Here is a 22,625-nt window from a genome sequence, read left to right as displayed (position 1 = left end):
GCGTTTAAACTGTATGGACATATCCATTACAATAAACTTAACTTGTACGCGATCTTTATGTTTAAATGATGCAAAATAGCGGATTAATGCTTGCGTATCACGTTTCGGTAAAATGTCTAATATTTCGTGTGTATCTGGATTGGTTAAATTGACTTGGTATTGATGACCTTCCGCATTTCCTTTGAATTCATCAATACCAATAACAGTAGGTAGTGTTTTAGGCTTAGGTATAGTAATCATAGAGCAATATCGTAATACTGTAGTAATAGATGTATCACACTCGTTAGCGATAGCAGTATAGGTTACACTTTCAGTAAGTTTGTCAAATAACAAATTAATATTGGTTATACTTAGTTGCATATGTTTTCGTACAAATGGATTGGTCTCGGAAAAAGAGTGCTTACAATGAGGGCAAATATATCGACGTTGTCTATATTTTCCAATTAATGGTCCTCGTTGTACTTTTCCAAATTTTACCGTACGTATGCGGTAATCTTTAATACGCTCTGTAGTTTCTCCGCATTTTGGGCAAATATGTGGTGTTACCGGTACTTCTATGTCAAAAATAAATGTTCCGTCCAATTCGTAGCTATTTGTAATATATTCTTGTTTTACATTATGTAAAAATTCAGTATAATCAGTAGTAGGCATATAAGCTCACATCCTTTCTTTAGGACTTTGACACTTTTATTGTAAAGCATGTGAGCCTTATATGCTTATTTTTTGCAAAAAAATAATGTTGGAAGTGACACCGTAGTGGTGTCACCCCAACATTTATTATAGAGCCTAAATAATCCCCTGATGGGGACGGAAACTCCATATGAGTATCAAGATATTCAACCCAGCGCTTTCTAATTGTTAAATTAAATAATCCCCTGATGGGGACGGAAACACTGTACCAGTTGCTACTGCGATAGTTGTAGAAAATACAGATTGTTAAATTAAATAATCCCCTGATGGGGACGGAAACTGTACAGCATCTGTAGTGTTACCGAAGTTTACGGAATTCATATTGGTTAAATTAAACAATCCCCTGATGGGGACGGAACCCCGTTAACCTCGGCGATTTCATAAGCATAGGAGCTTTGTACTGTTATATTAAATAATCCCCTGATGGGGACGGAAACTCATACATGCGTTTAAATAGTTCATCTGTAAATTGTTTATCGTTAAATTAAATAATCCCCTGATGGGGACGGAAACCATAACGCCTTTAACTCACCGTTGCCTTCAGCAACCTCATATTCGTTAAATTAAATAATCCCCCTATCAGGGCCTAACAAAGACTCTATCTTGGAATGGTTAAGATAGAGCCTTTTTATGTTACAATAAGCTTAACAATAGTATTATTTCTTATTTTTATATCCGTGTTTTATTTTTAATTAAAAGGATCTATTATGGAACAATTTCACTCTATGTTTTCTCTATCAGGTCGTATGAATCGTCGATCTTTCTTTATCAATATGTTTATTGTATTTGCCATCGGTTTTGTGGGCGGCTTTATTATGGGCTTCTCTGGTTATTCTATGTTGAGTATTTTAATTGGTGCTCCGTTTATACTTATCGCTATGGTGCGTGAGATAGCCATTGCAGCAAGACGTATTCATGATCTTAATGGTCCTACATTTTTAGCTTTCATTTATATTGTATTAGGGATTCTTGCCGTATGGTCCCGTGAAATTGGTTGGCTTGTATTAGCGTCTAAAATAATTTTATGCTTGATTCCAGGTAATAAAGGTCTAAATTCTTATGGTGATAAACCAGAGAACAGAATCATATTTTAATAAGGGGAGGATACAACTAAATAAAAGGTAGATGTGATTATACTCTAATAAGTTGAATGGAAAGGGGCGTATAGTATGATTAAACGTTTTCTCATTTTATTTATTATGATGTTGTCTATTACTATGACTGCGGGGGCTATTAGCCTTCAAGAACTACAGTCATCACCTAATTTTAAGTTAGTATCTTATAAGGAATACCCTTCAGAAACGAGTAGTTATGTAGAGAGATTTTATTCGTTTATTGATTTAAACTCTATTCGTATTGTTGAGTATAATCCTCCTAAATACACTTTACAGTGTACTAATTACATGGTATTTGATTATACAGCTGGACCAGAGATTAAAGAGTCAGAAATGACCATCTATTATGATCTAAATTATTCTTTAGCTACTTTAATTCATGCTAATCGTGAGAAACAACCAAATGCATCCTTAGTTGATGTCATTGAGACAGCTGAACGAGAATCCGGTCTTGTTATAAAATCTAAACCTCTTAATACATATCAATTAAATGGCGATATCTGGTATCCTGAGAACAGATCCAATCATTTGGATAGGGAATGGAAGGGCTCCATTGATCGAAGTCGAGGGTATCAGGTTATTTATGATAATGCGGATGCACTGTTTAAGGCCGTATATCTTCAGCATTTTGATGATATTCTAATACAGTGAGGTGGACTATGAAACGCATGTATTTACTTTTATTATGGTTACTGCCGTTCATTATGTTACCAATATATAGTCAAGCTATATCTCAATCTGAATTAAGAGGTTCTTCTAGATATGTGCAGTTCAAGTCTGTAGCGGATTATAAAGTGTACTATGTAGATATGGAATCGATTACTCCTATAACAGCAACTGAAGGTCATAGACGCATCACAGTTACAGTATATGCACTAGTAGATGGGGAGGATTATATCGCAGCTGTGAAAATGGAATATGATTACCAGTTAGATCGCTCTTTGCGTCAACTTCTCAGCAAACATGATGTATTGAAATCTCAAGGGCAAGATAGTCCATATATTTCTGTATGGCGTGATAAACAAGCTAACATAGGCATTACATGTCGTATTCTTGGTGTTAAGGGGTATACTCTTTCTGGTAATAGCATTGCAGAACTTTATAAAATAGATAATGTTTATAAAGATATCTCAGAGCTTAGCTTCAAAGGCAATCAATATAAAATGCTAAATGCAATCTATAAACAGGCCTACGGTATTTACTTTGATGATGAAATGTCTTCAAAATTATTGTAATTAGCACATTGTATGTTAAGAAAGGACGGCCTATGAAGGTTATTTGTACGTGGCCTACAACGCCACTTTACCAGTCTTACCACGATGATGAATGGGGGCGTCCTATTCACGATGATCAACATCAATTTGAACATTTGTGTTTAGAAAGTCTTCAATGCGGATTAAGTTGGCTTACCATATTAAACAAGCGTCATATCATTCGTCAGTGTTTTGATGATTTTGATGTTGAACGGGTGGCTCACTATACAGAAGCCGATGTGGAACGAATCATGAGTACGGAAGGGATGTTAAAATCGCGTCCAAAGATTGAGGCTATCATTAATAATGCGAAAGCTTTTCAATGCATTCAAGAGGAATTTGGCTCTTTTTGTGAGTATATATGGGCTTTTACCAATCATAAAACAATCATTTATAAAGGTCATCCTGCGGGACAGGTACCTGTCAAAAATGAATTATCTACACAAATCAGTAAAGATTTGAAGAAACGAGGGTTTAAATTTGTAGGTCCTGTGACCATATATTCTCATCTGCAGGCCAGTGGTCTCATTAATGATCATGGTAAGGATTGTCCTTGTTTTAATGAGATTAATAAAGCTAATCCTGTGGTATATTTACCAACAGATGAATAACTGTGCACGTAACCGCATTTAGCTCAGCTAGATGCGGTTTTTTATGATATTTTATATTGATTGATGTCGATGTAGTTGATATACTACTTTCATAATGACTTTCATAAGTAAGGGAAAGGATATGATTATGATTGGATTAGGGACGGCCATTAATATGGCCTTGATTATAGGTGGCAGCCTTCTGGGACTTGCCTTTGGTCGTTTCATGAAGGAAAATTTAAAGCAAACCTTGATGGTGGTGAGTGGCATCATCGTATTGCTACTAGGGATGAGTGGGGCCATGCAATTTATGCTGGTCATCGTCAATGGTTCCTTGCAAACTACAGGGCCTCTATTGATGATTGTTAGTATGGTAGTAGGTGCCATTATTGGGGAACTCATCGATTTGAATCGGTGGATTACGGTTTTTGGTGATTGGGTGAAAGCGCGCACTGGTAATACCGGAGATCCAACGTTTACTCATGCATTTATCACCGCATCTCTCACGTTTACAGTTGGTGCCATGGGCGTTCTTGGCTCCATCCAAGATGGTTTAACTGGTGATTACCAGACCTTGCTACTCAAGGGTATTCTTGATGGTGTCATCGTCATGGTGATGAGCTCCTCTATGGGTAAGGGGGCCTTGTTCTCCTTTATTCCTGTCGGGATTACCCAATGGCTCATAACGGCGATGGCTCATGTGGCAGCACCTTTAATGACGCAGACCGCTATAGATAATCTATCCTATGTAGGTTCTATCTTGATTTTCTGCGTTGGTATTGACCTTATTTGGCCTGGCAAGATTCGCATTGCCAATTTGTTACCTGCCATTTTTATAGCTATGGGGCTAACATTTTTAATTTAAATTTAATTTTACATAACCCTCTTTACAACATGCGTAAAGAGGGTTATTATATCTTTCATATAAATCTTATAGTTAAAATGGTTTCCCCTAGGAACGCTTGTTATTGCGACCTAGCGGATACAAAAAGGGCCTTTCTTCGACGAACGGTTCTAGAAACCAGAAAGGATGTAATGAACGAACAAGTTTCCATAACAAAATCTAATATTCGTGGTGCTTTTGGCGCCTTTTTTATCCCAGGTATGTATACAGCCTTGTGGGCTGGCTTTGTACCGTATTTGAAAGCAAAACTAAATATCGGTGAGGATGTATTGGGATCTATGATTTTGTTACTTGGTGTGGGTTCTTGTTTATCCATGGCTGTAGCCGGTAAATTAGTTGAATCTTTGGGATGTAAAAAAACAGTTCTCATCGGTAGTTTTGTGGGCATGATTTCCCTGGCTCTCGTACTCATATGTTCCACCATCTTTGAAACAACGGTAGCCTTATTTTTCTTTGGTATCGGTGTCGGATTAAGTGGTGCTGCAGCCAATCTTCAGGCTATCCTCACAGAAAAGATAAGTAAAAAACATTTAATGGGGGCCTATCATGGAGGCTGGAGCCTTGGCGGCTTCGCGGGTGCCGGTGTACTATTGGTATTGTTAAAGATTTTGAATTTTCCTGTTAATGAAAGTATCTGGGGACTTCTCATCGTATTATTGCTAGCCATAATTGTAGTTAGTCAATTCATGTTGACCTTTGGCACAGATCCAAATGCAAAGGTTGTAAAAAAATCTAAAAGCCCATTGTCGTTCCATCCCATTGCCATCATTTTTGGTCTATTGTCCTTTGTATCCTATTTAGTAGAAGGGGCTGTAGGGGATTGGAGTGCTTTGTATCTTCATGAAGATAAGGCTATTGCCATTCAAGAAGCGGTGATGGGGGTTATGCTTTTTAATGGTACGATGTGTGCAGGCCGTTTGCTCGGTAATACACTTGGTAGACATTTGACGTCGAAACAAGTTGTTGTTGGTGGTTATTTACTCGGTGCTGTAGCGATGGCACTTATCGTAGTATTGCCAGGTTATGGCTCCATGTACACTTATTTATTATTAGGTATCGCCCTTGCTATGGTTGTGCCGAATCTATTCTCCGCAATGGGGGAACAAAATGTTATCCCTATGACACAGGCTGTGGCAACATCTACCATGCTTGGCTACATGGGCATCTTGATGGGACCGGCTTTAATTGGCTTCATCGCTCACGGAACTAGCTTAATGGTGGCATTCGCACTTCTTGCAGCATTACTTGTTATAAGTGCAGGTATTGGTAAGTATGCCTATTATTTGATGAAAAAAAATACTGATGCTGCTGAGTAAAATGTGATGAGATGACTCGATAGTAACCATGTTTTATACGTGAATAATATAAAAGGGTATCCGATTCCTAGGAATCGGATACCCTTTTAGTATGAGCGATTAACGATCGCCGTTGAAGATGGAGTTTTTAACAAGTACGTAGTCTACCTTGCGGATAGCTTGTAATGTTGTGCCACCAGCGTAGGAGATAGCAGATTGTAAATCTTGTTCCATTTCGATTAATGTATCAAAGATAGAGCCTTTGGAATCGATGAAGATTTTTTTGCCTTCTACGTTTTTACGTTCCCCTTTTTGGAACTCAGAAGCGGAACCAAAGTATTCTTTTACTGCTTTGCCGTCAACGATTTTCTCTTCCCCTGGGGATTCTTCGTGACCAGCGAATAAGGAACCAATCATAACCATAGTTGCACCGAAGCGGATGGATTTAGCGATGTCGCCATGATCACGGATGCCGCCGTCAGCGATGATAGGTTTAGTAGCTGCCTTTGCGCACCAGCGAACAGCAGCCAATTGCCAGCCACCAGTACCAAAGCCGGTTTTTAATTTAGTGATACATACTTTACCAGGACCGATACCTACTTTTGTAGCATCAGCACCAGCATTTTCAAGCTCACGAACCGCTTCAGGAGTACCAACGTTACCAGCGATAACAAAGGTATTAGGTAAATTCTTTTTAATGTATTGAATCATATCGATAACAGCGTTAGAATGACCATGTGCGATATCGATTGTGATATAATCAGGAATAAGATTAGCTTTTGCTAATTTATCAACTAATGCGAATTCTTCTTCTTTTACGCCGATGGAAATAGAAGAATATAAGTTTTTCTCTTGCATGCGTTTTACAAAATCAAGGCGGCGCTCAGGTTGGAAACGATGCATGATATAGAAATAGCCTTTTTCTGCTAGTTTTTCAGCTAACTCTTCATCGATGATAGTTTGCATGTTTGCAGGAACTACAGGCAATTTAAATGTACGATTACCTAGTTTAACATGTGTATCACATTCGCTACGGCTGTTTACGATACATTTATTAGGAATCAGTTGTACGTCTTCATAATCAAAGATGTTAGTTGTATTAATCATAGTTTCTATATCTCCTTTGAGGTATAATAAATTGAACCTGTACCATTATACTGAATTTTATTTAAATTTTCAATACGTTCCGAATATTAAAAACTCTCATATAGTTATTATACAATTTTATAGGTGCCTTGTCTGTACCAATTTTACGTATCAAAGATACTTATATTCGTAGGAGGTTATTTCAATGGATCAGTCAAAAACACGTATGATAGCAGAGGCTGGTGTAGCGATTGCTATTGCACAGGTATTATCTTTTATTACATTATTCCATATGCCTCAAGGTGGTTCCATTAAGGCGGCATCTCTGGTGCCTCTCATGATTTTTGCCTATCGTTGGGGAGGTACTCGCGGCATTTGGGCGGGCGTCGTATATGGCGTACTTCACTTCTTGCTTGGTTTTAAATCATCGATTCATTATCTCAGTATCATCTTAGATTACTTGGTGGCCTATGGTGCTATTGGTGTATGTGGTTACTTCAAGGACAACATTACAGGCCTTGTTAGTGGCTCTATTGTAGCCATTGCATTGCGCTGGTTTACTTCTGTTACAAGTGGTGCCGTTGTATTTGCTAGCTACGCACCACAAGGCCAAAATCCATGGATCTACTCCATGATTTATAACGCATCTTACATGGTGCCAGATGGAATTCTTAATATTATTGTATTGTTATTTGTTTACCAAGGGGTAAAAAGAGGGTTGAATCGCAGTGCTTAATTTAGGCGTAATAATTTTGGCTGGTGGCCTCAGTTCACGTATGGGATATCCCAAGGCTCTATTGCCTTGGGTGAATGGTGAAAGTCTCATTTCTCATGCATTGCGTAACGCTTTAGACCATGATGCAAAAGATGTGCTCATTTCTATTGGTGATGATGAAGCGCTAGGCCAAGCCATTCAGGCTAATATCATCGACACGTTGTCGAATGAAGAAAAAAATAAAGTGTCTATTGTTCGGGATTCTGTGGAGCGATGTGGTCCACTAGGTGGACTGTATAGTGCTTTATCTGTAGGTAAAAGTCACGCCTATGCGGTACTGGCCGTAGATATGCCATTTATGGATTTTAATTTATATTATGATTGGCTATACCGAGTGGAGGGTGATGATTGGCCTGTTATTGTTCCTACTGGTGAAAGTGGTCGCTATGAACCAATGGCTGGTATTTATAAACCATCCATTGCACCTCTTTTACAGACTGCATTAGCCGGAGAAGATGTATCTTTACAACATGCGCTACATATTGTTGGTTCTGTAATTACTATAGATGCAGTAGATTACAGTCACAATCTCCGCAATGTAAATCATATAGAGGATTACCTATGGGCGCGGGCTGAGGCGGTAAATGCATGTCGTCATGTGCCGATTATTAGCGTAGTCTCTGAAAAGCGTAAAACAGGTAAGACCACTGTTATGACACGTCTAGTTAGTGAGTTACAAAAAATAGGGGTCTCTGTAGGTGTTGTGAAGAGCGATAAACATGGCTTTCACATGGACTATGAAGGAACTGATACGGACCTTGCTATGAACGCCGGTGCCACAGCTGTAGCCATTGCGGGGCCGACGGAGACTGCCGTACGGATTCGTACAAAAGAACAGTCTAATCTGTATGATTTGACACAGACATTACCGGTAGACCTTGTTATACTAGAAACTAGGTCCCAAGGCGTATTCCCAATTATTGAGATAATCCGAGACGGATATACCGAGTCGCTCATATCGAGCGAGATAGAACGGGTAATGACTGTGGACGTTACGAAATTAGATGAATGCATACCAGAGTTGGTATGTCGTATACAAGGTATGATGAGGGATATAGATGAAAGCCGTTACTGTTGATGAAGCTCTTCATTTGTGGAATGAGGTTTTAGAAACACAACATCATAGAATGGAGTCCGTTGCCGTCGGCGACGCAAAAGGATGTGTGTTGGCCGAAGATGTTTTGGCACCTACCGATGTGCCCGCTTTTCATAAATCTGCTATGGATGGCTATGCCTTAGCATATGATCCTAATTGTGGTGAATATATCATCGATGGTATTATTGGCGCTGGCGTTGTATGGGATACGCCTGTAACAACTGGTCATGCGGTTCGAATCATGACAGGGGCCCCTGTGCCCGAAACTTGTGATACCGTTATCATGCAAGAACAGATCCAAGGCGCTGGTGAGATTGGTTCTAGAATTACTATTCAAGGTACGCAACAAAAGGGCAGCCATATTATTCCACGCGGTGAAGAGTGTTTGGCGGGCACTGTTGTTATTCCAAAGGGTACTGAAGTAACCTCTGCGGTCCAAACAATTCTAACTGGCTTAGGTTATATTGATGTATCTGTATATGCGATGCCTCGTATTCTGGTTCTTACATCGGGCCATGAAATCATCGATCCAGGGGAACCTTTGACTACTGGTAAAATTTATAATTCAAATCGCATGATGATTTGTAGTTTACTAGATGACCTAGGTTTTCGTCATGTCACACAGTATCATGTAAGCGATGCACCAGATAGATTAGATGTAGAAATTGCAAGAGTACTTGAACTTAGTGAACAAGCAGATATCATTATCAGCTCTGGCGGTGTATCTGTAGGCATGTTTGATACAATGCCGCTTATATATGAAAAATTAGGAGCTAAAACACTATATGAGCGCATCCAAATGCGTCCAGGTGCAGCCTCCTATGGGGCCGTTACGCCTAAAGGTCAACTTATCTTTGGTTTATCGGGTAATCCCGGTGCAGCCTTTAATGGTTGGCATCTATTAGTGGTTCCTACATTGCGCAGATATAAAGGTATTAAAAATTGGTCCACCCCAGTACTTAATTGTGTAATGGATTGCGATCTATCTAAACGTAATGCCTTTGATCGCTACGTGCAAGGCAAGGTCATATTTGGTGATGGTCAACCGCGTTTTGTGGCAAATCGTCATTTTAACAGTAGCAGCATGCTTGGATTATATACCGTTAATGCCTTAGCGTGTATTCCGAAAGGCACACACGAAGTACGGCCTGGTGATACCTTTGGTGTGTATCTATTAGGGCTGCTACCTGCAATTTAAACTATGTGAGTTCAGATACTCTAAATATTTAGCATTTAAGTATGACGTACATATATTAAATATTCTGTTTATTACAGATATAAATATAAAAAAGACGAGGTCTTTATTGAATTGTACCCAAAAAAATTGGACATAAATTTCGGGATGCGGTTCGGAGGCTTCGTCTTTTCGTTTTATATGAAATTAATTCAATTCTGTTACTATAGGTACTGAAATTGAATCTCAATTAACTTATAATAAAGTTAACGAAAGGATAATCCTTTTAGTTACATCAATTGAGTTTTGACAAAATTTATTTCAATCTACTTTTAATTACTTTTACCATTATATAGTTATCAAAGGAGTGATTTCTATGAGTAAGACTTTCACAAAAAATATCCCAGTCAACGAAATTTTAAATCTAGGCGATCGTTTAGAGTATAAAGAGGGGCAAGTGATTAGTATTACGATTGCCCAAAATGAACGCCTTAGCATTACCTTGTTTGCGTTACCTAAGGGAGAAGAAATCTCTACGCATGTAACTGTAGGTGACGCGATTGTGCAAATCCTCGATGGTGAGGCGCACATTGTCGTAGGTGATGTGGAACACAATGTGAAAGCTGGTGAAACCTTGATCATGCCATCTGAAGTACCTCATAGCCTTGATGCTCAAGAAAACTTTAAGATGATGTTGACTGTAGTTAAATAAATATATCATAATGAATGCATCCCTCGGATTATAAGGGATGCATTTTTATATTTGTTGAGAGAGGTCGAATGTATGAACGTCGTTGAACAGTATAATTTGACCTTACAAATTGAACTTCTAAAAGAACAAAGTGCAGAAACATTAGCGCGTCTCTGTAAGTTAGTAGCAAGAAGCAGCACTAGTAGTTGTGTAGAATTATTATAAGCATATTCACATATTGTAAATACAGAGCTATATTTAGCTACGTCTATATATGAGTTGGACGTTCTAAAGTCAGATATGGTAAAACTTGAGAATACTATTAAGGCCTCATTGGTACAAGCTTCCCATGACGTTAGTGATGTTAAAGATGTTAAAGCGTATAGTGATATACAAGATATTGAGTCCTATAGCCACGAAGACTTTGATAAGGCATTAGAACGTACCATTGATTTGTTAACGTTTAATAAAAATATATCTAGTACACCTTATGCTGTCATCTTAGGTGGTCAAAGTGGGGCTGGAAAAACCACAATTCATCGTGTAAAAATGATGGAGTACAAGGGCGACTATATTGTTATTGATGGCGATACTTATCGCGCTCAACATCCATATTTTAGAGAGTTACAAAAGAAATATGGTGCTAATAGTGTAGATTATACAAAGGTCTTTGCTGGAAAGATGGTAGAGGCTGTGATTGATAAATTAAGCTCTTTACAATACAATTTAATTATTGAAGGCACATTGCGTTCTGCCGAAGTACCAATTAATACAGCTACATTATTAAAATCTAAAGGCTATACAGTCGACTTTTGTTTGATTGCCACTAAGCCAGAGTTATCTTATTTGACGACACAATTGCGCTATTTAGAAATGATGATAGTGGATCCTCTACAAGCGAGAGCCACTCCTAAAGATCATCATGATGGAATTGTAAAATCTTTGGTCTTTAATAGCAATGAACTTCAACAGAGTGGACTTTTTGAAAGCGTTCAAGTGTATAAACGTGATTTAGAACAAGTATATAATTCAAAAATATGTACTGAATCTGTTGGAGCTGTTGTAGAACAAATTTTATTTGGTGCGTGGACTCAAGATGAATCGGCCTTGTTAGCGGTGAGTAAATCACAAGAGCAGGAATTAATAGCGAAATTACCTTAGGGAGTAAAAGTGTAATGGATTATTTCAATTATACCTATAGGCACAATTATATAGAGCTTAGTAGCAGTATATATAAGGTTGGTACTTATACTTACAATTGGCACGGAGGGACAGAGATTTTTATTCTCTTAAAGGGTCGTGTTGAGATGCGTTGTAATGATGAGGTTTTTACGATGGAACCTCTCGATGTTGTTATTATTTCTCCTCAGGTGGGTCATTCAACACTCGCTCTTGAAGAGGATGTGGTTGCCTTTATTATTCAAGTAGGTAATGAATTTTATCAACAGTATGATTCGGATTTTGGTATGTATGAGTTTGTTATTCATTCGGATGCGAGCACACGTCGTAATGAATTTTTTACGACATTACGCCATCATGCGGCCATGACGATGTTGTTAATGAATAAAGGTGAAAACCCAATTCATCGTATGTGGATAGAGCATCATTACTTGGCTTTAGCGGGGGATGTATTTAGAGAATTTGATCCAGTCAAAAAAGTTCATGAAAATGCAAGACCTGGTGATATTAAACCGGCTACTTTTGATAAAATGATTGAGTATATCGACGAGCATTATCAACAAAAGTTAGAACTTGAAGATATTGCGAGAATAGGTGGTTATAATGTGGCCTATACATCACAATTCTTTAAACGGCAAATGGGCATTTCTTTTGTGGACTATGTGTTGCGGTTGAGACTGCGAGATGCTACGACACAATTAACTAGTACGGATGAGGCTGTCGCAAGGATTGCAAGTAGTTGTGGATTTGCAGATATTAAGGCCTTTAATGTAGCTTTCAAAAAGCATTTTCATATGACGCCAACAGAATATCGTAAGCAAGTGAAAGAAATTGGACGTAAAACAATGGTACAAGATTCGAAGGAAATTATTTCGGTTGAAAATCAAGATGTACTAGACCTATTACAATCATTCTTGTCTTATGAAGATGATGCTAGAGCAAAGGCGGAGTTAGAGTACATGAGCCACAAGCTAGAATCATTGAAAGCGAAGCTTGCCGATGTTGTTAGCGAATTATGATTACTATCTATAGTATGGTGTGGCAATGATGGGACTTTTGCTGTTCATGCAAAATATTTTTTGTAGCATATAGAAAAATTAGACCTAGGTGATTTTCTATATATTTAAAAATCATATATTTCTTAGACGAGCATTACTGTTGATAAGTAGTGCTCTTTTTATAGGAAAATCTATAGATTTTAGATTGATCAAAATGAGAAAATAGTAATGATTCCATATGTTTTCTATGATTTTACCTAAATAAATTACCTTTTAATATGGATAGTTATATCGACCAAAACGAGTAGAATATGATTCATCAGATAACAAACACGTATTGAGTTACTAATTTTGGAGGATATAATGACTCGTATTAAATTCATGGAAAACGTAGGTAAAGTTGCAACAGTTACAGCAGTAGCAATGTATGTATCTTATTTCCCACAAATTATGAACAATCTAGCTCACCCAGGAACTGGCGATTGGATTCAACCACTTGTAGCGGCTATTAACTGCACATTATGGGTAGCATATGGCTTGTTCAAAGAACATAGAGATATTCCGGTTGCATTAGCCAATGCACCAGGTATTTTCTTTGGCTTGGCAGCAGCTATTACAGCTCTTATGTAATTTTACATAAACGAGCATCACACTCCGAGATTTAATTAAAAGTAAGTTGCTGTTGACCGTAGTTAAGTATATATATCATAATAAATGCATCCCTTGGATTTATTAGGGATGCATTTTTATGTTAGAAGATGAGGTAATTATGGATTACTTTTACTATACATACAAACATAATCATATAGATTTCAGTAGCCATATATACAAGATTAGTACCTATCATTACAATTGGCATGGGGAAACGGAAATTCTTATTTTGCTAAAAGGGAAAATTGAGATGAGTTGTAATAGTGAGGTTTTCACGATGGAGCCTCTAGATTCTATTATTATTTCACCTCAAGTGGGACATGCTACCCTAGCTCTTGAAGAGGATACAACGGCCCTAGTTATTCATGTAGGTAAGGATTTCTTTCAACAGTTTGATCCGAACTTTGGGATGTATCAATTTGTGATACGCTCTGATAAGTCTAATCGGCATAATCCGTTCTTTACTTCTTTACGACATCACGCAGCCATGATGATGTTGATTAAGTCTAATGGTGAAAGCCCCATTAATCAGATGTGGTTAGAACATCACTATTTAGCATTAGCCAGTGAGGTATATGATGAAATTGATGCGGTTAAGTCTATTCATGTACATTCTAAGCCTGTTGATATGACGGTGGCTACCTTTGATAAGATGATTGCCTATATAGATAAAAATTATCAGCAAAAGATTGAATTAGAAGATATTGCCCAAATTGGTGGCTATAATGTGAACTATACATCGCAGTTCTTTAAACGCCAATTAGGCGTTTCCTTTTTAGAGTATCTCTTGCGGATGAGGCTAAGGGAGGCTACAGTTCGTTTAGCTAATTCTGATGATGGGGTTGCTCATATTGCAAGTAGTTGTGGCTTTGCAGATATTAAAGCCTTTAATGTTGCCTTTAAAAAGCACTTTCATACGACACCATCAGAATATCGTAAGCAAGCAAAAGAGTTAGGGCGTAAGACCAAATTACATGATTGGAAAGAAATTATATCTACACAAGAGGAAGATATTGTAGAACTACTACAATCTTGTTTGCCTTATGAACATGATTCTAGTTATAAGTTAAAGCTAGAGGAAGCGAATCAAAAATTACAAGTTGTTAGAGAACAGCTTGAATCTGTTGTTAAAAAATTACAATCCTAGCCTTAATTAGTACAGCCATTGTAAATTGTTATAATTTTATGGTTTTGCGTTTTAAATTTAGGGAGATATACAATCATTAGGTATAGGTGATTTTGTATATTCTAAAGTAATTGGTCATTAGATCCTGAAAGAGCACTACTTTTTGATAGGTAGTGCTCTTTTTGTGCTTGTATATAGGTTAAATTGTATATTTTGTATGCGTTAAAATTTACTTATATAGGTGATTCATTATGATTTTATAGGGATTTCACTCTCAAAAATCAACTTGTATATTGGATAGTTATATTCTGAAAAAAGAGTATAATGAAATCATCGAAAGGAGCTAAGGTTCCGATACAAAATAAATGCTAAGTTTTAAATAATGAAGTCCTGCTGGAGGTTTACGATGAGTACGAAAGAACAACAAGTACAAGAGATGACGAATGTCATTGCCAAGTTCATTGCTTATATGGCAAAGAAATTACCTGATGATGTGGAAGCTAAAATTAAAGAATTGGCAGCCGATGAAAAGAATCCATTAGCTAAAACAATTTATGAAACGATGCATAAAAATATGGACCTTGCGTATGAATTGAATCGTCCTTCTTGCCAAGATACAGGCGTATTGCAATTCTGGGTGAAGGTTGGTTCTAATTATCCATTAATTGGTGAATTGGAAGAAATCTTGCGCAATGCCACATATCAAGCTACGCAAGATGCGCCACTTCGTCATAACTGTGTAGAAACATTTGATGAATTCAATACTGGTAAAAATATTGGTCGCACTGCACCTTACATTACATGGGATATCGTACCTGATCGTGATGATGTAGAAATTTTCCCATATATGGCTGGTGGCGGTTGCTCCTTGCCAGGATCTGGTAAAACATTGATGCCAGGCGAAGGTTATGAAGGGGTAGCTAAATTCGTATTGGACTTGATGACAAGTTATGGTTTGAATGCATGTCCTCCATTATTGGTTGGTGTAGGTATTGCTACATCTATCGATACAGCAGCAACTATGTCTAAAAAAGCGTTGATGCGCCCTGTATCCTCTAAAGCAGATAATGAAAAAGCAGCGTACATGGAACAATTACTTGAAGACGGTATTAATGCATTACACCTTGGACCTCAAGGTATGGGTGGTGACAAATCCGTAATGGGCGTAAATATCGAACATGGTTCTCGTCATCCATCTGTAATTTCCGTAGCTGTAAACGTTGGTTGTTGGAACCATCGTCGCGGTCATGTAGTATTTGATAAAGACGGTAAGTACGAAATTTTATCTCACAAAGGAGTGACATTCTAATGGCTAAACATATTTTGACTACACCAATTCAAGCATCTGATCTTAAAGGAATTAAAGCAGGGGATATTATTTACTTAAATGGTCATATCACAACATGCCGTGATGTTGCTCATCGTCGTCTCGTCGAATATGGACGGGAGTTACCAGTAGATGTTCGCAACGGTGCTATCCTACATGCAGGTCCAATCGTACGCGATCATGGTGACGATAAATTTGAAATGATTTCCGTAGGTCCTACTACATCTATGCGTATGGAAAAATTCGAGTACGAATTTGTAAAACAAACTGGTGTACGCCTTATCGTTGGTAAAGGTGGCATGGGTCCTGAAACAACTCGTGCATGTAAAGATTTTGGAGCTCTTCACTGTGTATTCCCAGCAGGTAATGCCGTACTTGCTGCTACAGAAGTAGAAGAAATCGAATCTGCGAACTGGCGTGAACTAGGCATGCCTGAAACCTTGTGGACTTGCCGTGTAAAAGAATTTGGTCCGCTCATCGTATCCATCGATGCGGAAGGTAATAACTACTTTGAAAATAAAAAAGTAGAATACAATGCGAAAAAAGATGAAGTGTTAGAAGAGATTTATAAACACGTAAGCTTCATTAAATAATCTCATTGTGAGTTTTAACTACATAAGAGGATTATACGGTTTTGGTACAATCCTCTTTTTTGTACCCATTTTTAGGTTTTACACGTAGTGGGAGGTATGTATGGATACGAGTGTAATGATAACTCTTGGCTTCTTGGTATTTGCCATCGTCATGTTTGCATGGGAGAAAATTCCATTATCTATTACTGCTATGGTTGTAGCAGTAGGTTTGCACTTAAGTGGAGTCTTATCCGCTAAAGAAGCATTCGCTGGTTTTGTAGATCCAAATGTCTTACTATTTATGGGCATGTTTGTTATTGGTGAAGCCTTTTTTGCAACTGGTGTAGCAGTGGGTGTAGGTAATGTAGTTCATAAGTTTGCCAAAACTGAAACGTCTTTGCTCGTTGCTGTTATGATGATTACAGGTATATTATCTGGTTTCTTATCTAATACTGGTACAGCTGCTGTACTGATTCCTGTAATTATTGGTATTTGTAAAAAAAGTGGTTTTAAACAAACTAAATTATTGATGCCTCTTGTATTTGCCGCAGCTATGGGTGGTAATATTTCACTTATCGGCGCTCCTGGCAATATGATTGCGCAAGCTGGCTTGCAACAAGCTGGGCTAGGTTCTTTCGGTTTCTTTGATTATGGTCTAGTAGGTTTACCAATTCTTATTGTAGGTACTATATTCTATGCTACAATTGGTAAACGCTTCTTACCAGATGCTCCAAGTCATCAACCAGATGGCGCCTTTGAAGGCAATGAAGATTATAGCCATGTACCGTCTTGGAAAAAATGGACTGCAGCACTTGTATTGATTTTGACAGTTGGTGCTATGATCTTTGAAAAACAATTAGGTGTAAAACTTTATGTGAGTGCTTGGGTAGGTGCTCTTGTATTAGTTGCTACTAATGTTATTAGTGAAAGTGCAGCTGTTAAATCTATCGATATGAAAACAATCATGCTCTTTGCTGGCTCTATGGCCCTTGGGGACGCAATGGTTAAAACAGGTACTGGTTCTGTAATTGCAGATATTATCGTAAATAGCCTTGGTGCTAGTCCATCTCCAATTGTTGTTCTAGTAGTAATCTTTGCGCTTGGTGTGTTCATGACGAACTTCATGTCTAATACTGCTACCTGTGCATTATTAGTACCAATCGGTCTTAGCTTAGCATCTCAATTGGGATTCGATCCAAAAGCGGTGCTTGCAGCTATCGTAATTGCTAGTTCCTTAGCATATGCTACACCGATTGGTATGCCTGCCAATACTATGGTATATAATATAGCTGGCTATAGCTTCATGGATTATGTGAAAGCTGGTTTACCACTCATTGTCGTGTCTAGTATTGTAGCATTAGTATTATTGCCAATCCTATTCCCGTTCTAATATGTACAAAGTAATTTTATATAGTAAGTGATATTAAACCGTCACCGTTGGTGGCGGTTTTGTTTTGTTGAACTCCTTAGTCTATGTGTGCCTTAGTATATTGATTAGAGCAACCAATATACATATAAGTAAGAAATAATTAGACATAATCGTCACTTTCACATATAATAAAAAGGTGACGAGTGTACAAATATACATTCACAGTAGACAAAACAGGTGCGTATGAGGAGGAATTATGCTTAGCGATATTGAAATAGCTCAACAAAATAAGATGGAAAAAATTCAGGTTATTGCTGATACATGCGGTCTTACTCCTGATGATATTGAACAATATGGTCATTATAAGGCAAAGATTTCCTTTGATGCCATTAAGCGTTTAGACAGTAAAAAGGACGGGAAATTAGTTCTCGTTACAGCTATTACACCAACTCCTGCAGGGGAAGGGAAATCTACAACTACCATCGGTTTGGTGCAAGCCTTGAATAAAATCGGCAAGAATGCTATTGCTGCACTTCGCGAACCATCCTTGGGACCTGTATTCGGTATCAAGGGCGGCGCTGCTGGTGGCGGTTATGCCCAAGTAGTACCGATGGATGATATTAACCTACATTTTACGGGCGATATGCATGCTATTACGGCGGCAAATAATCTATTGTCCGCTATGATTGATAACCATATCCACCAAGGTAATGAGCTCCAAATCGATTTGCGTCAAATTTCTTGGACTCGTGTTCTCGATATGAATGACCGTGCATTGCGCAATGTAACGGTTGCCATGGGCGGTAAGGTGTGTGGTTTTCCGCGCGAAGATCACTTCATGATTACCGTTGCTTCTGAAATCATGGCCATTTTATGTTTGGCTACTGATTTAGAAGATTTGAAAGCACGCTTTGGTCGCATCGTCATCGGTCCTAACCTAAAAGGTGAACCTGTGTATGTACATCAATTAGGATGTGAAGGTGCGATGGCGCTTCTTATGAAAGACGCTATAAAGCCAAATCTTGTACAAACATTGGAACATACGCCTGCCATTGTTCATGGCGGTCCATTTGCGAATATTGCGCACGGTTGTAACTCCGTGGTGGCTACAAAATTAGGCCTAAAACTCGGTGATATTGTAGTAACAGAAGCTGGATTCGGTGCTGATCTAGGGGCAGAAAAATTCCTCGACATCAAATGCCGTTACGGTGATATTTTTCCAAATGCTATCGTAATCGTTGCTACATTGCGCGCTCTTAAAATGCATGGCGGCGTACCAAAACAAGAGTTGAATACAGAAAATGTAGAGGCTGTAACAAAGGGTTTCAGCAATTTGCGTAAAGCTATTGAAAATATGCGCTTCTTCGATGTACCTGTTATGGTTGCCATCAATAAATTTGCTACCGATACGGATGCAGAAATTGCTGAATTAACTCGTTTGTGTAATGACTATGGCGTGCCTGTAGAGCTCAATGAATGTTGGGAAAAAGGTGGCGAAGGCGGTATCGATATGGCTAAACGCGTTGTGGAACTCGTGGAAGACAGCGAACCAACACCTAAATTCGTATATGAATTAACAGATAGCGTTGAAGATAAAATTGGTAAAATCGTTCGCACTATTTACGGTGGCGATGGCGTTACATTTGATGGAAAGGCGAAGAAACAAATCGCTCAATTAAAAGAGTGGGGTCTTGATAATCTACCGGTTTGTATGGCGAAAACACAGTATTCCTTATCGGATAATCCAGCGTTGTTAGGAGCGCCAACAGGGTTTAAAATTAATGTAACCGATATTCGCGTGGCTAATGGTGCAGGATTCCTCGTATGCCGTACTGGTGATGTTATGGTTATGCCTGGTTTACCTAAACGTCCGGCAGCACTCAATATGGATATTGATGCGGACGGCACTATTAAAGGCTTATTTTAATAATATGGTATTGTAATCGACATAGTATTTTTATTGACATAGAATATAGAGGGGGCGATGGCCCCCTTTATTATTGAGGTGTATATATGGATTTATTAACGAGTTCTATAAAAGATTTTGTGGCCGCTACTGCATCTAAGGAGCCTACACCGGGTGGTGGTGCGATTGCGGCATTAACGGCGGCTACAGGGGCCGCATTGGCTGAGATGGTAGCCAATTTAACCTTTGGCAAAAAAGGCTATGAAGATGTACAAGATGAAATGCATGAGTTGCAACATAAGGCGGAGGCTATTCGTGAAAAAGCACTTTCACTAGCACAAGCAGATGCGAATGTATTTAATCTCTTCATGGATGCTTTGGGATTGCCTAAAAATACAGCTGATGAAAAGGCAGTTCGTAGTGCAGCGATTCAACAAGCCTATAAAGATGCCGCTAATGTTCCATTAGAGATTGGCCTGATTAGTTATGAAATTTTTGAGCTTGCGCATGTTGCAGCTACAAAGGGAAATCAAAACCTCATTACCGATGGTATCATTGCAGCTATCAATGCAAGATCCGCTGTTAAAGCTGCATTTTTAAATGTGCGCATCAATATTTCTGGCATTAAAGATGAATCCTATGTAGCTCAATTAAAAGAACAAATGGATCGAATCGAATCTGAACTAGATGAAAAGGAAGCAGCCATTTTGGCCTTATATAAATAATGGACGATAATATACGTTATGCTATCTAATGTTCGGAAAATATGGGGTTGAGAAGCCTTAGAAAATAAAATATCTAAGGTTTCTCTTTTTCTATTGTTAAAATCCGAATAATAACGTAAAATATAAGAGTAATGTTTGTAGTTTAGAAAACAGGAGACCATTATGTCAGAACAAAACAATACTGTTGACTCTATGTTGCCAGTACCCAAGCTGTTTGCCTATGGCTTACAACACGTATTAGCAATGTATGCAGGTGCTGTAGCGGTACCTATTATTATTGCGCAAGCTATGCATTTGCCTGTAGAGGATTTAATCCGACTTATTACAGCGGACTTATTTACTTGTGGTATTGCCACACTTATTCAAACAATAGGGTTTGGTAATATTGGTGGTCGAATCCCGATGATTCAAGGCGTAACCTTTGCCTCTGTTGGCCCAATGGCCATGATTGGGGCGCAACACGGGATGACCGCTATCTACGGTGCCATCATCGTTGCAGGTTTATTTACATTCCTGGTGGCACCATTCTTTAGTCGCTTGATTCGTCTGTTCCCACCTGTTGTAACAGGTACTATTATTACAATTATTGGTATTAACCTTATGCCTGTTGCTGTCAACTGGATGGGCGGTGGCGTAGGAAATCCACAGTTTGGTAGTCTTACCAATATTGGCCTCGGTTTTCTTACCTTCTTAATCGTTATATTTACCTATAAATTTGCTAAAGGTTTCCTTGGTAATCTTTCCGTATTAATTGGTCTTATTGCAGGTACTGCCATCGCTTTTGCAATGGGGGTAGCCAATTTTGCTGAGGTTGGTAAAGCTCATTGGGTAGCTGTTATTGAACCATTCTACTTTGGATTACCAACATTTGATTGGGCCTCTGTGATTTCCATGATGATTGTTATGCTCGTTGTTATGGTTGAAACAACTGGTGATAGTATCGCAATCGGTGAAATCGTAGATAAAAAAATTGGTCGCAAGGAATTGGCGTCCATCATTCGTGCAGATGGTCTTTCCACTATTTTTGGTGGTATTCTCAATAGCTTCCCGTATACAGCATTTGCTCAAAACGTTGGTCTTATCGCTGTAACACGCGTTAAAAGTCGTTTTGTAGTAGCTGCATCTGGTGTAATCTTAATTCTATTAGGCTTATTCCCTAAATTGGCGGCTGTTGTAGCAAGTATTCCAAATGCAGTGCTCGGTGGTGCTGGTATTGCCATGTTTGGTATGATTATTGCTAGCGGTATCCGTTCTCTTGGTAAAGTTAATTTTGATGGCAATCAAAACTTGATGCTTGTGGCGATTAGTATCGGCGTTTCCATGATTCCTATCGCTGCACCAACATTCTATGCGCATTTCCCAGCATGGGCTCAAATTTTATTAAAATCTGGTATTACCTTCGGTAGTATCATGGCTATCATGCTTAATCTATTGCTCAATGGCGTGAACAAGGGCGATGGATTTAAAGAAATGGGCCGTCGTTAATCGACTTTCACAATAATTAATACTAAGAACTCTACTCATAATGGGTAGGGTTCTTTTTTGAAAGTAATACACCCAAATAGTGACTAAACTCACAGGGATTACACCTATATACTATGTTATAATAAATTGATAAATTTAGATGATTTGTTCCCATAAGAAGGGAAGGACTGTATGGCTGAAGGAAAGATTATTGCCATCTCTATTAGCGAGAAAAAAGGGCAAAAGAAACATAATATTGAATCTGCCAATCTCATCGTAGATCATGGCATGGAAGGCGATGCACACGCTGGTAATTGGCATCGCCAAATTAGTTTACTCGGCATTAAAAGTATTGAGCATATGCGCAATAAGGGGGCCGATGTAAAACCTGGTGACTTTGCTGAAAATATCACCGTTGAAGGCATCGTATTATACGAATTGCCCGTAGGAACTCGATTACAGCTAGGTTCTGAGGTATTATTAGAGGTGACACAAATTGGTAAGGAATGTCATCACGGTTGTGAAATTATGAAACAAGTGGGATCCTGTATTATGCCTACTCAAGGAATTTTTGGAAAAGTTCTAAAAAATGGTACAATTAACGTAGGTGATGAAGTATCGATTATTAAATAGTGAGTT

Annotated in this window: 24 protein-coding genes; 22 read left to right on the top strand and 2 right to left on the bottom strand. The window is 38.4% G+C overall.

Translation table 11 applies throughout. The features are described from left to right. A partial coding sequence (locus VTHSUH11_RS00830) for a transposase (protein WP_146104606.1) occupies positions 1–651 on the bottom strand: 651 nt, incomplete at its 3' end. A 746-nt stretch (positions 652–1,397) separates the two neighbouring features. Between VTHSUH11_RS00830 and VTHSUH11_RS00825 the strand changes: the two genes are divergently transcribed. The 6 genes from VTHSUH11_RS00825 to VTHSUH11_RS00800 all read left to right on the top strand — a co-directional run bounded on the left by VTHSUH11_RS00825 (position 1,398) and on the right by VTHSUH11_RS00800 (position 5,868). Continuing rightward, positions 1,398–1,784 (top strand): DUF805 domain-containing protein, encoded by a 387-nt coding sequence (locus VTHSUH11_RS00825; protein WP_059363582.1) that lies wholly within the window; start codon positions 1,398–1,400, stop codon positions 1,782–1,784. Positions 1,785–1,859: 75 nt separating this feature from the next. Beyond that, on the top strand, positions 1,860–2,456 hold the full coding sequence (locus VTHSUH11_RS00820; RefSeq protein ID WP_059363581.1) for a hypothetical protein: 597 nt from the start codon (positions 1,860–1,862) through the stop codon (positions 2,454–2,456). Between the two features lie 8 nt (positions 2,457–2,464). Continuing rightward, entirely contained in the window at positions 2,465–3,040 is a 576-nt protein-coding gene (locus tag VTHSUH11_RS00815; RefSeq protein ID WP_105092291.1) for a hypothetical protein, read from the top strand. A 32-nt stretch (positions 3,041–3,072) separates the two neighbouring features. After that, positions 3,073–3,669, top strand: coding sequence for a DNA-3-methyladenine glycosylase I (locus tag VTHSUH11_RS00810; protein ID WP_105092290.1), 597 nt, complete (start codon positions 3,073–3,075; stop codon positions 3,667–3,669). 127 nt (positions 3,670–3,796) lie between these two features. Further along, positions 3,797–4,513: a DUF554 domain-containing protein gene (locus VTHSUH11_RS00805; protein ID WP_059363794.1), complete on the top strand. Its 717-nt coding sequence runs from the start codon at positions 3,797–3,799 to the stop codon at positions 4,511–4,513. Positions 4,514–4,683: 170 nt separating this feature from the next. Then, positions 4,684–5,868 (top strand): MFS transporter, encoded by a 1,185-nt coding sequence (locus VTHSUH11_RS00800; protein WP_059363575.1) that lies wholly within the window; start codon positions 4,684–4,686, stop codon positions 5,866–5,868. A gap of 99 nt (positions 5,869–5,967) precedes the next feature. Here the strand turns inward: VTHSUH11_RS00800 and VTHSUH11_RS00795 are convergent, their stop codons facing one another. Beyond that, positions 5,968–6,954, bottom strand: a complete 987-nt coding sequence (locus tag VTHSUH11_RS00795) for a GMP reductase (RefSeq protein WP_059363573.1) — start codon at positions 6,952–6,954, stop codon at positions 5,968–5,970. Between the two features lie 184 nt (positions 6,955–7,138). Here VTHSUH11_RS00795 and thiT point away from each other — a divergent pair, with 184 nt between their 5' ends. From thiT to VTHSUH11_RS00720, 16 genes are all read left to right on the top strand, one after another. Continuing rightward, complete coding sequence (gene thiT, locus VTHSUH11_RS00790) at positions 7,139–7,669, top strand: energy-coupled thiamine transporter ThiT (protein WP_105092289.1); 531 nt, start codon at positions 7,139–7,141, stop codon at positions 7,667–7,669. Then, the gene (locus VTHSUH11_RS00785; protein ID WP_105092288.1) at positions 7,662–8,786 is read left to right on the top strand and encodes a molybdopterin-guanine dinucleotide biosynthesis protein MobB; all 1,125 of its coding nucleotides are present in this window, start codon (positions 7,662–7,664) and stop codon (positions 8,784–8,786) included. The genes thiT and VTHSUH11_RS00785 overlap by 8 nt, the downstream gene beginning before the upstream one ends. Continuing rightward, complete coding sequence (locus VTHSUH11_RS00780; protein WP_105092287.1) at positions 8,767–10,002, top strand: molybdopterin molybdotransferase MoeA; 1,236 nt, start codon at positions 8,767–8,769, stop codon at positions 10,000–10,002. Before VTHSUH11_RS00785 ends, VTHSUH11_RS00780 begins: the two co-directional genes overlap by 20 nt. Positions 10,003–10,354: 352 nt before the next feature. Then, complete coding sequence (locus tag VTHSUH11_RS00775; RefSeq protein WP_105092286.1) at positions 10,355–10,690, top strand: cupin domain-containing protein; 336 nt, start codon at positions 10,355–10,357, stop codon at positions 10,688–10,690. A 72-nt stretch (positions 10,691–10,762) separates the two neighbouring features. Continuing rightward, positions 10,763–10,894, top strand: coding sequence for a hypothetical protein (locus tag VTHSUH11_RS09645; RefSeq protein ID WP_280522992.1), 132 nt, complete (start codon positions 10,763–10,765; stop codon positions 10,892–10,894). Between the two features lie 75 nt (positions 10,895–10,969). Then, on the top strand, positions 10,970–11,830 hold the full coding sequence (locus tag VTHSUH11_RS00770) for a zeta toxin family protein (protein WP_181143904.1): 861 nt from the start codon (positions 10,970–10,972) through the stop codon (positions 11,828–11,830). A 14-nt stretch (positions 11,831–11,844) separates the two neighbouring features. After that, positions 11,845–12,867, top strand: a complete 1,023-nt coding sequence (locus VTHSUH11_RS00765; RefSeq protein WP_105092285.1) for an AraC family transcriptional regulator — start codon at positions 11,845–11,847, stop codon at positions 12,865–12,867. A 342-nt stretch (positions 12,868–13,209) separates the two neighbouring features. Then, a complete protein-coding gene (locus tag VTHSUH11_RS00760) occupies positions 13,210–13,476 on the top strand; it encodes a membrane protein (RefSeq protein WP_005377360.1) in 267 nt (88 codons plus the stop codon). A gap of 139 nt (positions 13,477–13,615) precedes the next feature. Beyond that, positions 13,616–14,644, top strand: coding sequence for an AraC family transcriptional regulator (locus VTHSUH11_RS00755; RefSeq protein WP_181143903.1), 1,029 nt, complete (start codon positions 13,616–13,618; stop codon positions 14,642–14,644). Positions 14,645–15,029: 385 nt separating this feature from the next. Further along, positions 15,030–15,932, top strand: a complete 903-nt coding sequence (ttdA, locus tag VTHSUH11_RS00750) for a L(+)-tartrate dehydratase subunit alpha (protein WP_005377388.1) — start codon at positions 15,030–15,032, stop codon at positions 15,930–15,932. Then, the gene (ttdB, locus tag VTHSUH11_RS00745; protein WP_005377424.1) at positions 15,932–16,543 is read left to right on the top strand and encodes a L(+)-tartrate dehydratase subunit beta; all 612 of its coding nucleotides are present in this window, start codon (positions 15,932–15,934) and stop codon (positions 16,541–16,543) included. Before ttdA ends, ttdB begins: the two co-directional genes overlap by 1 nt. 100 nt (positions 16,544–16,643) lie before the next feature. Continuing rightward, the gene (locus VTHSUH11_RS00740; RefSeq protein ID WP_105092283.1) at positions 16,644–17,912 is read left to right on the top strand and encodes an SLC13 family permease; all 1,269 of its coding nucleotides are present in this window, start codon (positions 16,644–16,646) and stop codon (positions 17,910–17,912) included. 235 nt (positions 17,913–18,147) lie between these two features. Further along, positions 18,148–19,818: a formate--tetrahydrofolate ligase gene (locus tag VTHSUH11_RS00735; protein WP_105092282.1), complete on the top strand. Its 1,671-nt coding sequence runs from the start codon at positions 18,148–18,150 to the stop codon at positions 19,816–19,818. Between the two features lie 86 nt (positions 19,819–19,904). Then, positions 19,905–20,522: a cyclodeaminase/cyclohydrolase family protein gene (locus VTHSUH11_RS00730; RefSeq protein ID WP_105092281.1), complete on the top strand. Its 618-nt coding sequence runs from the start codon at positions 19,905–19,907 to the stop codon at positions 20,520–20,522. Between the two features lie 162 nt (positions 20,523–20,684). Then, on the top strand, positions 20,685–22,007 hold the full coding sequence (locus VTHSUH11_RS00725; RefSeq protein WP_105092280.1) for a nucleobase:cation symporter-2 family protein: 1,323 nt from the start codon (positions 20,685–20,687) through the stop codon (positions 22,005–22,007). Between the two features lie 171 nt (positions 22,008–22,178). Further along, the gene (locus VTHSUH11_RS00720; protein WP_105092279.1) at positions 22,179–22,619 is read left to right on the top strand and encodes an MOSC domain-containing protein; all 441 of its coding nucleotides are present in this window, start codon (positions 22,179–22,181) and stop codon (positions 22,617–22,619) included. The last annotated feature ends 6 nt before the right edge of the window (positions 22,620–22,625 follow it).

Source organism: Veillonella tobetsuensis (assembly GCF_002959935.1).
Lineage (GTDB): Bacteria > Bacillota > Negativicutes > Veillonellales > Veillonellaceae > Veillonella > Veillonella tobetsuensis.
The sequence above is the reverse complement of the archived record's forward strand: the minus strand, read 5'-3'. Positions and strand labels throughout refer to the sequence as shown.

Excerpts from the sequence above, each read along its gene's own strand:
- VTHSUH11_RS00755 (WP_181143903.1), top strand. The coding sequence starts at position 13,616 with ATGGATTACTTTTACTATACATACAAACATAATCATATAGATTTCAGT.
- VTHSUH11_RS00820 (WP_059363581.1), top strand. The coding sequence starts at position 1,860 with ATGATTAAACGTTTTCTCATTTTATTTATTATGATGTTGTCTATTACT.
- VTHSUH11_RS00825 (WP_059363582.1), top strand. The coding sequence starts at position 1,398 with ATGGAACAATTTCACTCTATGTTTTCTCTATCAGGTCGTATGAATCGT.
- VTHSUH11_RS00740 (WP_105092283.1), top strand. The coding sequence starts at position 16,644 with ATGGATACGAGTGTAATGATAACTCTTGGCTTCTTGGTATTTGCCATC.
- VTHSUH11_RS00725 (WP_105092280.1), top strand. The coding sequence starts at position 20,685 with ATGTCAGAACAAAACAATACTGTTGACTCTATGTTGCCAGTACCCAAG.
- VTHSUH11_RS00735 (WP_105092282.1), top strand. The coding sequence starts at position 18,148 with ATGCTTAGCGATATTGAAATAGCTCAACAAAATAAGATGGAAAAAATT.
- VTHSUH11_RS00800 (WP_059363575.1), top strand. The coding sequence starts at position 4,684 with ATGAACGAACAAGTTTCCATAACAAAATCTAATATTCGTGGTGCTTTT.
- thiT (WP_105092289.1), top strand. The coding sequence starts at position 7,139 with ATGGATCAGTCAAAAACACGTATGATAGCAGAGGCTGGTGTAGCGATT.
- VTHSUH11_RS00795 (WP_059363573.1), bottom strand. The coding sequence starts at position 6,954 with ATGATTAATACAACTAACATCTTTGATTATGAAGACGTACAACTGATT.
- VTHSUH11_RS00720 (WP_105092279.1), top strand. The coding sequence starts at position 22,179 with ATGGCTGAAGGAAAGATTATTGCCATCTCTATTAGCGAGAAAAAAGGG.
- VTHSUH11_RS00775 (WP_105092286.1), top strand. The coding sequence starts at position 10,355 with ATGAGTAAGACTTTCACAAAAAATATCCCAGTCAACGAAATTTTAAAT.
- ttdA (WP_005377388.1), top strand. The coding sequence starts at position 15,030 with ATGAGTACGAAAGAACAACAAGTACAAGAGATGACGAATGTCATTGCC.
- VTHSUH11_RS00815 (WP_105092291.1), top strand. The coding sequence starts at position 2,465 with ATGAAACGCATGTATTTACTTTTATTATGGTTACTGCCGTTCATTATG.
- VTHSUH11_RS00780 (WP_105092287.1), top strand. The coding sequence starts at position 8,767 with ATGAAAGCCGTTACTGTTGATGAAGCTCTTCATTTGTGGAATGAGGTT.
- VTHSUH11_RS00810 (WP_105092290.1), top strand. The coding sequence starts at position 3,073 with ATGAAGGTTATTTGTACGTGGCCTACAACGCCACTTTACCAGTCTTAC.
- VTHSUH11_RS00730 (WP_105092281.1), top strand. The coding sequence starts at position 19,905 with ATGGATTTATTAACGAGTTCTATAAAAGATTTTGTGGCCGCTACTGCA.
- ttdB (WP_005377424.1), top strand. The coding sequence starts at position 15,932 with ATGGCTAAACATATTTTGACTACACCAATTCAAGCATCTGATCTTAAA.
- VTHSUH11_RS00770 (WP_181143904.1), top strand. The coding sequence starts at position 10,970 with ATGGTAAAACTTGAGAATACTATTAAGGCCTCATTGGTACAAGCTTCC.
- VTHSUH11_RS00805 (WP_059363794.1), top strand. The coding sequence starts at position 3,797 with ATGATTGGATTAGGGACGGCCATTAATATGGCCTTGATTATAGGTGGC.
- VTHSUH11_RS09645 (WP_280522992.1), top strand. The coding sequence starts at position 10,763 with ATGAACGTCGTTGAACAGTATAATTTGACCTTACAAATTGAACTTCTA.
- VTHSUH11_RS00765 (WP_105092285.1), top strand. The coding sequence starts at position 11,845 with ATGGATTATTTCAATTATACCTATAGGCACAATTATATAGAGCTTAGT.
- VTHSUH11_RS00760 (WP_005377360.1), top strand. The coding sequence starts at position 13,210 with ATGACTCGTATTAAATTCATGGAAAACGTAGGTAAAGTTGCAACAGTT.